The following is a 14282-nucleotide window of genomic DNA, read 5'->3' on the forward strand; positions in this document are numbered from 1 at the left end:
AATCACAAACGGCTATTTTTGAAATCAGATTTACATTCATGCAATCTCTCTATAACTCACTTATATATTTCAGCCAGCCGGTAATTTCGATAGCTGGAAAATTCAGTCCAAAACTGAAGGAATTTTCAGATGGAAGAAAAGGTCTGTTTCCGCGGCTTGAAAAATTACTCCAGCCAGGATCACAGTATATATGGATACATGCAGCTTCGCTTGGCGAGTTTGAAATGGCAGTACCAGTTCTAAAAATGCTGAAAACTGAATACCCTTCAGAAAAGATCATTGTGAGCTTCTTTTCTCCTTCAGGATATAATAATAAGAGAAAGCATGATCTGGTGGATATATTTACCTATCTCCCACTGGATAGTAAGTATAATGCACAAAAGTTCATTGAACTCATAAAGCCGAAAATGGCATTCTTCATCAAATATGATTTCTGGCCAAATTTTTTAATAGGTTTAAAAAATCGTAATATTCCCACATACCTGGTTTCTGGCGTTTTTCGTGAAAATCAGAGTTTTTTTAAATTCTATGGAAAATGGATAATCAAATCCTTGCAGGCTTTCGATCACTTCTTTGTTCAAAATGAGGAATCTGCAGATTTGTTGAAGAAAATAGGCTTTGAGAATACAACGGTTGCAGGAGACACAAGGTTCGACAGGGTTGCAGCTCAAATCACTCAAGACAACCGTATAGAATTTATTGAAAATTTTAAGGCTAATAAGGTATTGACGGTCTTCGGAAGTAGCTGGCCAGAAGATGAGAAAGTTTTTATTGACTATATAAATAAAAATCCTGAACAGAAGTTCCTGATCGCACCGCATGAGATCAAGGCTGAAAAAATCCAAAACTTAAGCGATAACATAAAACAACCGGTGCTAAAGTTTACAGAAATGGATAAGGCTAATATTGAAGATTTCAATGTTTTTATATTGGATACGATTGGTTATCTGGGAAGAGCCTATAGCTATGCTGATATTGCTTATGTTGGCGGTGCAGCAGGTTCAACCGGCTTACACAACATTCTTGAACCAGCTACCTTCGGAATTCCTATAATCATAGGATCGAACTACGATAAATTTCCGGAAGCAGCACGATTGAGACAGTTAGCAGGACTGTTTTCTGTTAAAAATTCTGAGGAATTTGATGAGATTATGGACAAATTTATAAGCAATCCTAACTTCAGAAAAAAGAGCGGAATGATCGCTGGGCACTTTATTAACAGTAATACCGGGGCTACGAGACTTTTAGAATCCTATTTAAAAGCTGAAAAAGAGTAAGGATTAACAAACATTGCTAAAAAAAAGTAAAAATAATTCGTACAATTGTTTATAGTTGTAATTTCGACCCGTATTAACAACTAAATAAATACAAATGAGACGTTTATCAATCCTTGCGATTGTATTAATGACTAGTTCTGTTTTATTCACATCATGTAGACAAGAAGCAGAAAAGGAAACTATCGTCAAGGAAGTAGAAGTTGAAAAGCAGGTCAAATCACCTGAAGAGGCTGATGAACGAGAAGGAATTCTTGAAAGAACAGCTAAAAAAGTCGATAATGAAGTAAATAAGGAAATCGACGAAGAAATAGAAAAAATTGGAGACGACAATTAGTAATAAATCTCGAATTTTAATACATTGAATTACTAAAAACTACTAATAACTAAATAATCAAATTATGAAAAAACCAATTTTAATGCTTGCTTTAGCACTGTCAACAAGTTTATTCTTTACTTCTTGTAGAGAAACTAACGAGAATGAAACTGATGATATGGAGCAAATGGAGTCTGATGATATGGACGACATGGATGATATGGATGACATGGACGATGCAGGTAATGACGTCGAAAATGCAGCTAATGATGCTGGAGATGCAGTAGAAAATGCAGCTAACGACGCTGGAGATGCAGTAGAAAATGCAGCTCAGGATGTTGAAGACGAAGTTGAAGGAAACGACGACTACTAGTCCTTAATAAAACAATTATTTAAAAGCCCTTTCTAATTTAGATGGGGCTTTTTTAATGTTTAAAAGATTTCAATTCTCTTTTCAACTCGTTCATAGACTGTTGTAACTCCTGAAAAAGTCCATTATTTGTAGGATTGTCCAGGTTAAAGGTAAGTTTGGAATTTACCTGCCAGATCTCCTGAATATCATGGACATTGATCTCTAAAGGTAAATATTCTTCGTTGAGCGATATCAACAAAACTTTTGAAGGATCAGGCATTTTCTGAATCTTCTTTACCAATACGGAGTCATACATTACGATCACGTATACTTTATTGTTACTAGCTTCTTCTATGCTAGCAACAGCTTTTCCCATCACCCATTCTCCCGGACGATAATCTGGCAACATACTATCTCCCTCGATCTGGAAACCACGATAGGTAGCATTTCTAAATTCTGGTAACGGAATATCAAACGCCGGAAGTTGATTATACCATTCTACATCCTGAACGTTGTGAGGATAACCTGCAGCCGCCTTCTGGTTTACAAGAACTATGTTTTCGTTATCGGCATTATCTACGGTGACAACTTTTGGACTTACATCTCCTTTACTAATCTTAAGATACTTCTGCCCACTGTCTCCAAACAACCATAAAGGATTGATCGCAAACTGCCTTAAAAGTTCAGCTACTACTTTACCTGAAAGCTTCGTACGACCTCGTTCAATATCTGCTGTTGAATTTTTTATACCCAATAGCGAAGCAAATTCTGTTTGAGTATAATTATGCTCTTCACGAACTTCTTTAAAATGCTTAATTTCAATTGATCCCGGTGTACCCATAAACTATTAATATTGGAATTATTCCAAATTTATAATAATAAATGGAATCTTTCCTCGGAATTCAGAAAATTATTGAATTAAATTTACGTAAGCGACTGTTTGTCATTTCCGAATATGGCTTGTTTATAAGCGTAAGGATATGATCGTCTGATAGTTTTGAAATGCTTAAAGTTTCTATTCAGATTTGTAACCCAGAAGTCTAAGTGCGTTCAAAACCACCACAAGCGTTGAGCCTTCATGAAAAACCACCGCCACTCCAATATTGGCCCAACCAAAGATTGTCGCCGGAAGTAGCAAAGCCACTACACCCAGACTGATCCATAAATTCTGTTTTACGATGTTATGCGCTTTACGGCTCAAACCTATGGCGAATGGAAGAACTTCAAGTCTATCTGCCATAAGAGCAATATCTGCAGTCTCAAGTGCAACATCACTTCCAGCAGCGCCCATCGCAATTCCCACCGTACTATTTGCCATTGCTGGAGCATCATTTACCCCATCCCCTACCATGGCAACTTTGGCCTTCCCGCTGCTAAGTTTGCGAATCTTTTCAACTTTTTCTTCAGGCAATAAACTACCATAAGCCTTAGTGAGACCAATTTCTTTAGCGACCGCATCTGCTACAAATTGATTGTCACCGGTGAGCATCACCATTTGCTTTATACCCAATTCCCTTAAACGCATTAAGGTAGGCTTCGCTGATTCCCTGGGCTCATCCATTAATCCAAGGATCCCACTAAAATGGCCTCCAGATTTCACCAACATGGTAGTTTTCCCATCCTTTTCCAGGTCTCTGATCCTTTTAACCAGTTTCGAATCAAGTTGTTCTTCACCTTCAAACAGTTCCAGGTTCCCTATAGATATTTGATTCCCATTAATGTGACCACTTATACCCTTCCCCTGAATTGCTTCGGAAGCAGATAACTGAGGTATTTGATATTCTACTGGCAGTTTCGCGCTTCCATCACGAACTATAGCCTTGGCAAGCGGATGATTACTTGTATTTTCCAAAGCAATCACTTCTGAAAGTAATTCAGCTTCCGAAGAATTATTCAGCAAAATAACATCTGTTAGTTTTGGCTTCCCTTCAGTAAGTGTACCGGTTTTATCGAAAGCTAAAGTTTTCAAGGTTCCAAGATCTTCCAGCGGTTTACCACCTTTGAATAAGACTCCGCCTTTCGCTGCACGAGCGATTCCACTCAATACTGCGGAAGGTGTGGAGATCGCGAGTGCACAGGGACTTGCAGCTACCAGAGCAGCCATGGACCTGTAAAAACTAGCGGACCATGGTTCATCCAGGACCAGAAATGCAAGGTTTAGAATTAAAATAAGAATAAGCACTGCAGGCACGTAAAACTTTTCAAATTTATCTGTTAGTAATTGGGTTGGAGACTTCTTATCCTGCGCCTGCTGCACCATTTCAATAAGCCGGCTAAGCGTGGAATCCTCAGCCTTCCTGACCACCTTCACCTCTATCGTAGCATCTCCATTAATCGTTCCTGCAAAAGCACGGTGTTTATCGGGAATGGAGGTAATATTTTTATAATCTACACCTTCATTCTGTATAGGTTCTTTGTCTACCGGAATGCTTTCTCCTGTAATTGGAGCTTGATTAATATTAGTTCTACCATGGACCAGAATGCTATCTGCCGGCACGGTTGAATTAGGTCTTATACGTAAAATATCGCCCACCTCTAAATTCTCCAGGTCCACTTCCCTGAACACGCCATCGATCTTCTTAAATGCTACCCTGGGAGCTAGTTTTGTTAGAGCTTCAATAGATTTCTGAGCTTTATCCATAGCGAGATGTTCAAGGGCATGACCAAAACTGAACAAGAATAAAAGCAATCCACCTTCAGCCCACTTATCTAGAAAAGCCGCACCGATAGCGGCCACCAGCATTAAAAAATCAATTTCAAATCTACCTTTAGAAATTTCTTCAAACGCTTCCTTAGCTGTGAAAAATCCGCCGAAAAAATAAGAAAGCAAAAATGGAACTAACGCATAAATGAAATCAAAACCTGAAAATTCCTGCAGCAAATATCCGCTTATGAGAAAAAATCCGCTTAAAACAGCAAATATTAATTCTGTTCTTTCTCCAAAAATACCGTCATTATGCGGCGTGCAACAACCGTGATTATGTCCTGACATTTGTTTCAATAATATTTAATCTAAAGGTACAATTAAATGGTTGGAAGTATAAAATGTGAGGAAGCCAAGGGAGTATAAGTTGTTAGAATGTAAAAAAATATCGGTAATAATTAGCCCCTTGTAAAGGCGACATTCTCATATCTAAGAATGATTTCTGATCCACACCAAAAAAGTACAAAAAGAGGTAGGTTGTACATTTGATATAATTGCGAGTATTTTGCTCTGCAAAAGGCTTGAGGGATCCGTGAATGTTATACTGATAACATTAGATTATCTGCAACAACTGCAAGTATCGAGGTTCAAAACCTGATATTTCATTAATGCTGCTTCTGAAGCCAGCCTACTATTATCAAATATTCCCAGGTAAACCCGTTCAAGAATTGAAGGGAGTTGTGTACAGCTATCCGCGTGGATAGACATAACGCCATCTCTATTAGTTTGTTTACTGAGGTAGTAAAATTTCATCCGGCAATTTATCCTACTAATGGAAGATCATTTAATAGAATTCGGTAAAATTTTAATGTTTTTAAACTACTGATTGATATTACAAAGTTTGAAGTTCAATTATCCAGAATGCAATGATAAGTAGAAGACTAATAATCATTCCTGAAAAGATCATGAGAAGACCTCTATTTTCAACCTGAATGGTTTCCAGTTCCTGCTCAAATAATTCCTGCTGTTCCTTTTCCATTTTGAAATACCGCTGAAATCCCAACCTGTTGGCCAGTTTACCTTTATTGGTAAGATAAACCTGTCCGCGGTCATTAATATATATAAGTCGCTTATCTCTTAACGTATTAATAAAGTCTATTGATGTGCTTTGTCTCAGGTCTGTCGCCATTGTTCCATCCTGCAGATTATTTAGAGTATTTGCGTATCGCTTCATATTAACAAGTCTTTAACTTTCGAGTAATACTAATTAAAAGAAGTTCAACATATTTTCCTAATGAAATCTTAATTTTAACTTCTGTGAAATACCACTAAAAAAGGATGAAGGGTTGATATCAGCAAATAGGGCCATTGGATAATAACCACTAAAATCTGATCATCATGAGACTCTGATAAAGATGCTGAAATAGTTCGATTAAACGGAATCAAGTTATCTTATACATGGAAATTTGGAGTTTAATGTTCAAAATCAGAAATGTAAAACAGTAAAATAGAGGATTTGATTCCAAGTTTTATTGCAAGCATTCTCTTTACAAGCACACAATATCTGAGTATACAGTTAAAAACAAAAAAAACCTGCCAGAACCGGCAGGTTTTTCTATTCAGAAATGATAGCTAAATTATTTTACGTCTTCCATTTTAATTTCTTCACCTTCTTTATTCAGAAGTTTTACTTCATCAAAACCCATATCTTTAAATTGTTCAAACTGAGTCTTTGCATCTCCAACAACCAGATAGGCCATTTTTGATTCATCCAGATACTTATTCGCCAATTCCTGATGTTGCTCTAAAGTCATGTTATTAATAACATTTTCTTCTTTCTCGATATAATTTGAATCAAGATCATAAGCACTCATTTCCTGTAGCATCCCTAAAAGCGATCCCTGAGTTTCAAATCGGCGTGCGTTTGACTTGATCAGTGCGTTTTTAGTGAATTGAAGGTCTTCCTGAGAAATCCCATCCTTATATTTAGAAATTTCATCCTTAAAGATCTTTACCGATTCTCCTGTAGTATTTGTTCTAACAGAAGACGACGCCGTAAAAGTCCCGGGAATTTTTGAACCGCTAAATCCTGAACGTGCTCCATAAGTGTATCCTTTTTCTTCTCTAAGAATAAGGTTTACATTTCCGGAAAAAGATCCCCCTAATTTATAGTTCATCACTTCCAAAGGATAGTAATCCTCATTAGTTCTTGGAATCGCAATGTATCCAATATTAATGATAGATTGCTTTGCGTCTGGAACATCTACAAAATACAGGGATGCCTTTTCGCGATTATTCTGGATTTGAAAATCAGGAATATTGACTTCTTTCGCTTTCCAGTTATTCTTAAGACCTTCAGCTGCCGCCAAAGCTTCCGCTTTATTTACATCACCAACTACATGTAATCTTGCCACAGAAGGTGAGAAGTTTTCAGAATAGAATTGTTTCAGGTCTTCCATACTAACCGCTTCCACATCTTCTTTTGTACCTGAAGTAGTATAAGCGAATGGATGATCCTCACCGTAAAGAATTTTATTATATACCCTGCTTGCAATCCTGTTAGGGTTTGCTTCATTTCTTTCTATTCCGTTGATAGTGCTGGTTTTAATTCTTGCTAATTCTTCTTCATCCCATCTTGGTTCCAATAGAATTTCTTCCACCAGATCCATAGTTTTTGAAAAATTTCTTTTCAGAGAGTTTCCACGAACAACGATAGATTCATTGCTGGTATACATATAAATGCTTGCACCGAGTAGCGCAATAGCGTCTTCCAGTTCCTGCGGAGTTTTGTTAGCTGTTCCTTCCATCATAATATCGCTCATTAAATTAGCAACACCATTGTTTTCAAGATCATCCAGTAAATGTCCGCCTTCTATAACCAAACTAAAAGTTACTAGGGGCAATTCATTCTGTTCAATTCCGTAAACTTCTAAACCATTTGCCAGTTCCGTATTCCACGCTTCAGGAACACTGAGACTTGGAGATTCGCCCATTTCAGGTTGCACAGATCTATCAAAATTTGAAGGAGTTTTTTCAACTTTTTCAGAAGGAGCTTCTGATACTTCAGTTTCTTTATTTTCAGTAATTTCTTCTTCTACAACTTGAGCTTTTTCAGAATTTTCAGTAATCAAATCAGTTTTACCCTTCGGCACAAAACTGGTCATTACATAAGGTTTGTCCTTGATATATTCATTATAGACACGCATCACATCCTCCTTGGTCACATTTTTAATGTTTTCCAAGTCTTGCTTATAGAAATTAGGATCACCAGCAAGAACATCATAGCGCGCTAACTGGAAGGATTTTCCAAGAACACTGCTAATACCATTATAGAAATCTGTTTCCAATCCAGCTTTGATCTTTTCAATATCAAAATCTGTAACTCCCTCTTGTTCGAAAAGTTCAAAAGCCTCTTCAATTCCAATTTCAATACTATCAAGATCTACTCCTGAATTTGCCGTCACGTTGATAGTGAACTGACCCGCTAATTGACTCGGACTATTATACGCATTAGCGCGAGATGTAAGTTCTTTCTGCTTTACAAGAACTTCGTATAATGGCGCATCTTTTCCGTTGGATAAAATCTGTCCAAGGTAATTTAGCGCATAAGAATCTTCGCTATACTGTTCAACAACAGGCCAAACCATATTTAATTGCGGCGCCGTGGCAAAATTGTCTTCGTGATATAAACGTTTAGTTTCATCCAGAGTTACCAATTGCGTTTCTAATGGCTCTACTTCCTGACCTTTTTTAATCTCACCAAAATATTTTTCAATAAGATTTTTAGCCTCATCTTCCTGAAAATCTCCAGCTAGTACAAGGGTAGCATTATTAGGGCCATAAAATTTATCGTAAAACTCCTTTACATCTTCAACAGTGGCATTCTGAAGATCTTCCAGTTCTCCAATTACCTGCCAGCTGTATGGGTGACCATCAGGGTACATATTTTTGTCTATTACCCAACCGGTATGCCCATAAGGATTATTATCAACACGCTGTCTTTTTTCATTCTGAACCACTTCCTGCTGATTGGCAAAAGCAGCTTCGGTCACTGTATTGATCAAAAAGCCCATTCTATCGGACTCTAACCAAAGTACCGTTTCCAGAGCATTTTTAGGCACCACTTCATAGTAAATGGTCCCATCCTGCCAGGTTCCCCCGTTTAAAGTACCACCAACATCCTGAATTGTTTTGAAAAACTGATCCTGCGGAACATTTTCAGATTCCTGGAACAGCATATGCTCAAACAAGTGTGCAAAGCCTGTTCTACCTTTTTTCTCACGGTTAGAGCCAACACCATATTGAATCGCTACGGAAACAATAGGATCTGACTTATCCTCGTGTAGAATAACATTCAAGCCGTTTTCCAGCTCATACTTTTTGAATTCAAGACTCAGGTCTGCACTTGCTTCGGCTTGAACCGTGTCTTGTTCCACCATGGCCTGATCTGGTCCTGTGGAAGTATTCTGCGGAGTATCCTTAACCTTACAGGATACTGCAGCCAAAAATGTAAATGAAAGCGCTAAAGCTTTCATATTAAATCTGACATTTGTCATATAATTAATGTTTTTGTTAAGATTTCTGAATTTAATAAAATTAAGGCTTGTACTTTACTTGTTTATAGATAATTTGGAGTAATTCTTTAAAATAATTCAAAATGGTAATAATCAATCTAGATTCAATTCCAGAATCTATTTGTTTCATGATCTGAAATAGTTGTTGCCTATTCTAAAGAAGACCTCTGGTAATGTCTTCTAGTTCCATTCAACCAATCCATTTGACATTCCGTATCTTAAAGAGAATGATAATCCAAGGCTCCGACAAGAGTTATAATTTTCAGCATTTGATAAGCTTATTTCAGAAAATAGTAAGGCTACTTAAGCTGCTGAAATTCAAACTTGTTGATCTAAGCCATTGTCATTTTTAACGAAATCTTCTGAGAATCTAGAGGTCTAAGCGATATCTTAAATGTATAATTCATAATATTTGAAATGACACGCTTTAATTTTTCATCACTTATAGGGGTCGTACTCCTAATACTTCCAGGTTTTATCTTAGCCAGTAATATTCCGCAGGATTCTACCAATAAGAAAATAGAGCAACTTCAGGTAGGCGTATTTGAACAAGCACCTTACATGTTCAAGGATAATAAGGGAAATTGGGACGGTATTAGCATCCGACTTTGGAGAAATGTTGCCGATGATCTAAATTATAATTTCGGATTTCAGGAAATAGATCCGGAAACAGCGAATAGGAGTCTAAAAGATAAACAGGTCGATATTTTACTTTTAAGTGAACTAACTGCAAAAGAGGACAGCCTGGTAGACTTTAGTCATATCTATTACACTGCAAACATGGGAGCAGCGACCTCCCCAGCCATGGATCTTGGAGCCATTATCAAAAGTTTTTTCAGCGAAAGATTCTGGATTATAGTTTTAGTACTTTCTATATTATTGCTAACTGTAGGAACCATCATGTATTTTGTAGAGCGCAGAAGCAACGATGAAAATTTTGGAGGCGAACGTTCAATCATAAAAGGTATAGGTTCAGGTTTTTGGTGGGCAGGCGTTACTATGACAACGATTGGATATGGTGATAAGGCTCCGGTAACTTTTTGGGGCAGAGTCATTGCACTTTTCTGGATGCTTATCGCCATGGCGGTCACGGCGGTTCTAACTGCATCTTTAGTAAGCTCGATTATGGGCAGTTCTTCCAGTAAAAAGATTGCAATCCCTACCGACCTTAAAGATATGAAGGTACTTGCGTTGCAGGATTCAAAAGCTTCCACATATTTAGAAGAAGAAAGAGTAAGTTTTCAAAAGGTTTCTGACCTCAAAGAGGGTCTACAGCTCGTAAACTCTAGAAAAGCTGATGTCATTCTACATAACATCCCGCAGCTTAATTATTATATAAACAGCGATGCAGCTCTCAATCTTCGTGTTCAACCTATCTTACTTAATCCCCGATTATATGCCATGGCAATTCGTAACAAAAGTAATTTACGCAAAGATCTAAATCGTTCTATTTTGAAAGTAATACAGACTTCCCAATGGCAACGGGAGCTAGACAGATTTATTCCGGATAAGAGATAGTTATAAAATGAAAGTCTCTTATTCTGTAAATAAATTATACAAAACATTAAAACACGAGTTCCTTTTTAAATTAATTATAGAATCATTTCGAGTTTGTCATCAGTCACCTTACCTTATTGTTAGATAATTAAAAGTCCATTAAATTCTGTTTCGGATTCAGTTAAAAATGGAACTCCGTACGTAACAAATGGGTACAAAAAAACCCTCTAAATCAAAAAGATTAAGAGGGTTTTTGGTACTCGGGACGGGACTTGAACCCGTACGACCTAATGGTCATTGGATTTTAAGTACTGTACTCCCTATTATTTATGTAAAAGCGTCTTGATAATTAGTTAGTTAAGTTTTTTAATTTTCTGTTTTACAAATTTTATAGGTACGATTCTAGAACAGCTATGATTTACTGTTTTTCAAGTGTTCATCCTCGGATACATATTCCTCTTTCTGATAAAAATTCTTAAACGAATAATGAAAAGTGAATACAGCTTCGCAAAAATCCTCCGCAGTTTTTAAGTCAAAATTTATATTGTGATTGAGACCATCCTTTGTTTGTAATCTTATTTTGTCAATATCATGTTCAACAAACCTTTTCAAAGTCTCTTCGTTAATTTCGGAATAACTCTCTACCATTACTCCTCCGTCATCTTTGTCAAATTTGTATCCATTCTTATCTAATTGAAAATCTAAAACTTCCGAATCATCAAACAAGACTTTCACGGTATCTCCCTTTGATAACTTTATCTGTTTTTGATAAGTGGAAATTACCAGTAGTATTTTATCAGCTTCAGCTCGAAATCCAATTAGAAAGGAGTCCGACTTATCTGTGAACATCATAAACTTATCCAGACCGTAATATGCGAATGTCGAAAATCGAAGAATTTTAGTTTTTTCGAACTTATCCTCCACCAGTTCTAAACGACTTCCGCTAGGAAATTCAAATTTAACACCGTCATCAATAAAGGATTGATTTATATTATTTTCTGGTTCAGTTGATGATGGTTTTTCGACTGCCTTCTCCTTACTCGAATTCTTTTTTAGAAAATCAAATAATCCCATACGGTTAGTATTAAAAATTTATTTTCGGCGACCCTACTCAGCATCCTTATATTAACCTAACTATTACTTATGTTCGATTATCTGGAAAAGCTGTCCAAGTTGGAACGGCTTGAGTATTATGTCAATTATTTAAAAAATCGTGATCATTATTCTCCTGGAGATCAGGAAAAATTAGATCGTTATTTTGAGGACAGTTAGCTGTCCTTTTTTATTTTGCCCTGATCTCCTTAATTAGCTAAAAATTAGAATAATGAATGATGCTAAAATCGCTATCAAATTAACTCAGTTAGCAACCGAGCTTGCAATCTCCACTAAACGTAGCTTAGAAAAATGTACAAGAGAAATTGAAGAATCATACCATCTATTTTTATCGTCTGAAAAAAAATAGCTCAAGATTTTAATTTCATTGGAATTTTAAATTCCAACACAGAAACATCGCTATTATTGTCAGCTAGCAGTACTCCGTTCTTCTCTCGATGTCCAATTTTTATGGACATTTCAAAAGCATAAGTATCTGCCTTCCTGCTTATAGAATCGTTTAAATCTTTATTTGCTTCACGAGCTTCAGCAATTCCTTCATAAGCTTGTTGGATTGTCTCTTTAATATATTCTTTAAGTTCCATAAAAATTGATTATTAATTATTCATGTTGTTCTTCCAAAAATTTACTTAATCTCGCGGTAGCCGCTGAAATCTCATCGGCATTTAGGCTGTAAACAAATTTCAAGATCTCCTTTTGTCCTCTTAGCAACTTCTGTCCATGTTTTAAGCTTTCAAACATTCCATCACTTACGACTTCAAAATTCTTTGTCATTCCTTCGCTCAAAGCCAGAAGGTTTTCATTTACCGCCCTGATATCCTGCCGAATACTATTAATCTCAGCATCGCTTATTTTATACTCATCCTGCTCATCATTGGCCACCGGCTCTTTACTTGCTTCATCCTTTTTCAGAGATCCTTCACCGGAAAGCAGCCAGTTCCTATCATATTGAGGGTACTTTTCATGGATAATATCAGCTAACTTCCTGCTAACACCAGATTCCCCTCTCAAAATTTTATATATTCTTTCAGGTCTTTTAAAACCCAGTGCTTCTGAAAATTGTTTAGGATTTTCGAATTTCATATCATCGATGATATGATTTATCACCTCCATCGATTTTTTAATTCTTATATCCATACACTTTTTTTATTGTAACAACCTCTTTTCTGTAATCCAACACGTGTATCAGTGTAAAATTTTTCAGCTACAATCCCTGCAAATTCAATACAAGAAACATTTTAACATGATTATTTTACACTTTTTTTAGTGTAATACACTTTTTTTGTTGTATGTTTGCTTAACAAGAAAGTTAAACAAAACCTTAAACAAATATATACAAGTGATTTGTTTCTGGCAATAGGAGATTTGTATGATCACGAAAGAGCAAACAGAAGGATTAAAAGAATTGATAGGCCCCAAGTGCCTGTTAAGGATTTACCAGTACTTCTTCCAGCACATGATTGTGAACCGGGATGGTGATCCTTATTCTCAAATTTATATTTCCGGGGTTTTGAATGGCAGATATGCGAATCCTACTATCGAAGCTGGTATTTGGGACTATGCAGAACATCTAAAGAAGAAAAAAGAAAAGGAAGATAAGCGAAAAGCTGAGATCCTTTCTCCAGTAAAACCGGCTCAGAAATGAAAGAACTCCTCCCCCCCGGATATCGAATTACAAATGCTAAATGCAGAAACGCTACGCAGGCAAAATAATCATCTGTGGTTAGCTCTGGCAGCAATGTTTTTATTGCTGGCTTATATCCTGGTGGTACAGTCTGAAATTAATGAGAAAGAGTCTATAAAAAAAGAAAGCCCGAAGCAGTCACTTCAGGCCGATCATTATTAGTCTAACGCTTAAATTATCGTAACAATGAAAAACAAAAGTACAACATCGCTACAACACTCGCAACATTTAATTGCGGGATTATTACCTGGAGATTCCAACATCGAATTTTTTGGATGCCGCGAGAAGCTCGAGGTAAAATTTACCCAAAACGGTAAGACTCATGATTTTCATGAATTATCATCACAGGATCACTCCACTTTAATGAATGCTTATAACATGAACCACGAGGCGCAAAACGTTCTCCAGGCTTATAAGGAAAACGGCAATTTCGTCTCCAGGGCGAGACAGCTGGAACTATATACCTATTTCATGTATGGAGGCACAGATACCAATCCAGATATCGTGGATGGTAAACTGCAGGAACCTGAGAATTACCGGCACACCCGCGATTGCATTTCCCTCAATTTTAAACCGATTAAGCTGAACGGAAACCCGCTGAAGAAAAGAGAGATCTTCATGCTGGACGAAATGTTACAGGATCATAAGAACCTGGTGATCGCGATGAAAATGGGAATTAGTGAAAGCACCTTCGCTCAGCACGATGCCGAGCTAAAGAAAAAAGCAGGAGTACAAAGTAAACCTGGTCTTTTGGTGGAAGCCATGAGAAGCGGTTTCGGACAATATTTTAACAGGGTTTAGATGGTTGGTAAAAGAGGACGGTTCGGT

15 protein-coding genes are annotated in these 14282 nt (G+C 36.9%); 8 read left to right on the forward strand and 7 right to left on the reverse strand.

Translation table 11 applies throughout. The features are described 5' to 3' along the window. Positions 1-38 precede the first annotated feature (38 nt). From JM79_RS13410 to JM79_RS13420, 3 genes are all read left to right on the forward strand, one after another. The gene (locus tag JM79_RS13410; RefSeq protein ID WP_141878637.1) at positions 39-1277 is read left to right on the forward strand and encodes a glycosyltransferase N-terminal domain-containing protein; all 1239 of its coding nucleotides are present in this window, start codon (positions 39-41) and stop codon (positions 1275-1277) included. A gap of 94 nt (positions 1278-1371) precedes the next feature. Continuing rightward, a complete protein-coding gene (locus tag JM79_RS13415; protein ID WP_141878638.1) occupies positions 1372-1611 on the forward strand; it encodes a hypothetical protein in 240 nt (79 codons plus the stop codon). 82 nt (positions 1612-1693) lie between these two features. Then, positions 1694-1963, forward strand: coding sequence for a hypothetical protein (locus tag JM79_RS13420; protein ID WP_260443438.1), 270 nt, complete (start codon positions 1694-1696; stop codon positions 1961-1963). Between the two features lie 52 nt (positions 1964-2015). On the opposite strand, the gene JM79_RS13425 is transcribed toward JM79_RS13420, so the two are convergent. The 4 genes from JM79_RS13425 to JM79_RS13445 all read right to left on the reverse strand — a co-directional run bounded on the left by JM79_RS13425 (position 2016) and on the right by JM79_RS13445 (position 9142). Next, the gene (locus JM79_RS13425) at positions 2016-2783 is read right to left on the reverse strand and encodes a LexA family transcriptional regulator (RefSeq protein WP_141878640.1); all 768 of its coding nucleotides are present in this window, start codon (positions 2781-2783) and stop codon (positions 2016-2018) included. Between the two features lie 174 nt (positions 2784-2957). After that, the gene (locus tag JM79_RS13430; protein ID WP_141878641.1) at positions 2958-4934 is read right to left on the reverse strand and encodes a heavy metal translocating P-type ATPase; all 1977 of its coding nucleotides are present in this window, start codon (positions 4932-4934) and stop codon (positions 2958-2960) included. A gap of 544 nt (positions 4935-5478) precedes the next feature. Continuing rightward, positions 5479-5820 carry a hypothetical protein gene (locus tag JM79_RS13440; protein ID WP_141878643.1) on the reverse strand — a complete coding sequence of 114 codons (342 nt, stop codon included), beginning with the start codon at positions 5818-5820 and terminating at the stop codon, positions 5479-5481. Positions 5821-6223: 403 nt separating this feature from the next. Then, positions 6224-9142, reverse strand: a complete 2919-nt coding sequence (locus JM79_RS13445; protein WP_141878644.1) for a pitrilysin family protein — start codon at positions 9140-9142, stop codon at positions 6224-6226. A gap of 435 nt (positions 9143-9577) precedes the next feature. On the opposite strand from JM79_RS13445, the gene JM79_RS13450 reads away from it, so the two are divergent. Then, entirely contained in the window at positions 9578-10678 is a 1101-nt protein-coding gene (locus JM79_RS13450; protein WP_141878645.1) for a transporter substrate-binding domain-containing protein, read from the forward strand. Positions 10679-11068: 390 nt separating this feature from the next. On the opposite strand, the gene JM79_RS13455 is transcribed toward JM79_RS13450, so the two are convergent. Continuing rightward, positions 11069-11731: a hypothetical protein gene (locus JM79_RS13455; RefSeq protein WP_141878646.1), complete on the reverse strand. Its 663-nt coding sequence runs from the start codon at positions 11729-11731 to the stop codon at positions 11069-11071. Between the two features lie 69 nt (positions 11732-11800). Between JM79_RS13455 and JM79_RS16265 the strand changes: the two genes are divergently transcribed. After that, positions 11801-11929 (forward strand): hypothetical protein, encoded by a 129-nt coding sequence (locus JM79_RS16265; RefSeq protein ID WP_260443439.1) that lies wholly within the window; start codon positions 11801-11803, stop codon positions 11927-11929. Between the two features lie 191 nt (positions 11930-12120). Here the strand turns inward: JM79_RS16265 and JM79_RS13460 are convergent, their stop codons facing one another. Together JM79_RS13460 and JM79_RS13465 are read right to left on the reverse strand one after the other, a co-directional pair. Then, positions 12121-12354, reverse strand: coding sequence for a hypothetical protein (locus JM79_RS13460; RefSeq protein ID WP_141878647.1), 234 nt, complete (start codon positions 12352-12354; stop codon positions 12121-12123). Between the two features lie 16 nt (positions 12355-12370). Then, a complete protein-coding gene (locus tag JM79_RS13465; RefSeq protein ID WP_141878648.1) occupies positions 12371-12907 on the reverse strand; it encodes a hypothetical protein in 537 nt (178 codons plus the stop codon). 232 nt (positions 12908-13139) lie between these two features. Here JM79_RS13465 and JM79_RS13470 point away from each other — a divergent pair, with 232 nt between their 5' ends. From JM79_RS13470 to JM79_RS13475, 3 genes are read left to right on the forward strand one after another with little or no spacing between them, the layout of a single operon-like run. Next, positions 13140-13415 carry a hypothetical protein gene (locus JM79_RS13470; protein ID WP_141878649.1) on the forward strand — a complete coding sequence of 92 codons (276 nt, stop codon included), beginning with the start codon at positions 13140-13142 and terminating at the stop codon, positions 13413-13415. A 33-nt stretch (positions 13416-13448) separates the two neighbouring features. Continuing rightward, positions 13449-13616, forward strand: coding sequence for a hypothetical protein (locus JM79_RS16155; protein WP_185739500.1), 168 nt, complete (start codon positions 13449-13451; stop codon positions 13614-13616). Positions 13617-13640: 24 nt separating this feature from the next. Next, entirely contained in the window at positions 13641-14255 is a 615-nt protein-coding gene (locus tag JM79_RS13475) for a LuxR C-terminal-related transcriptional regulator (protein ID WP_141878650.1), read from the forward strand. Positions 14256-14282: the final 27 nt, after the last annotated feature.

The sequence above is a fragment of the Gramella sp. Hel_I_59 genome (genome assembly GCF_006714895.1).
Lineage (GTDB): Bacteria > Bacteroidota > Bacteroidia > Flavobacteriales > Flavobacteriaceae > Christiangramia.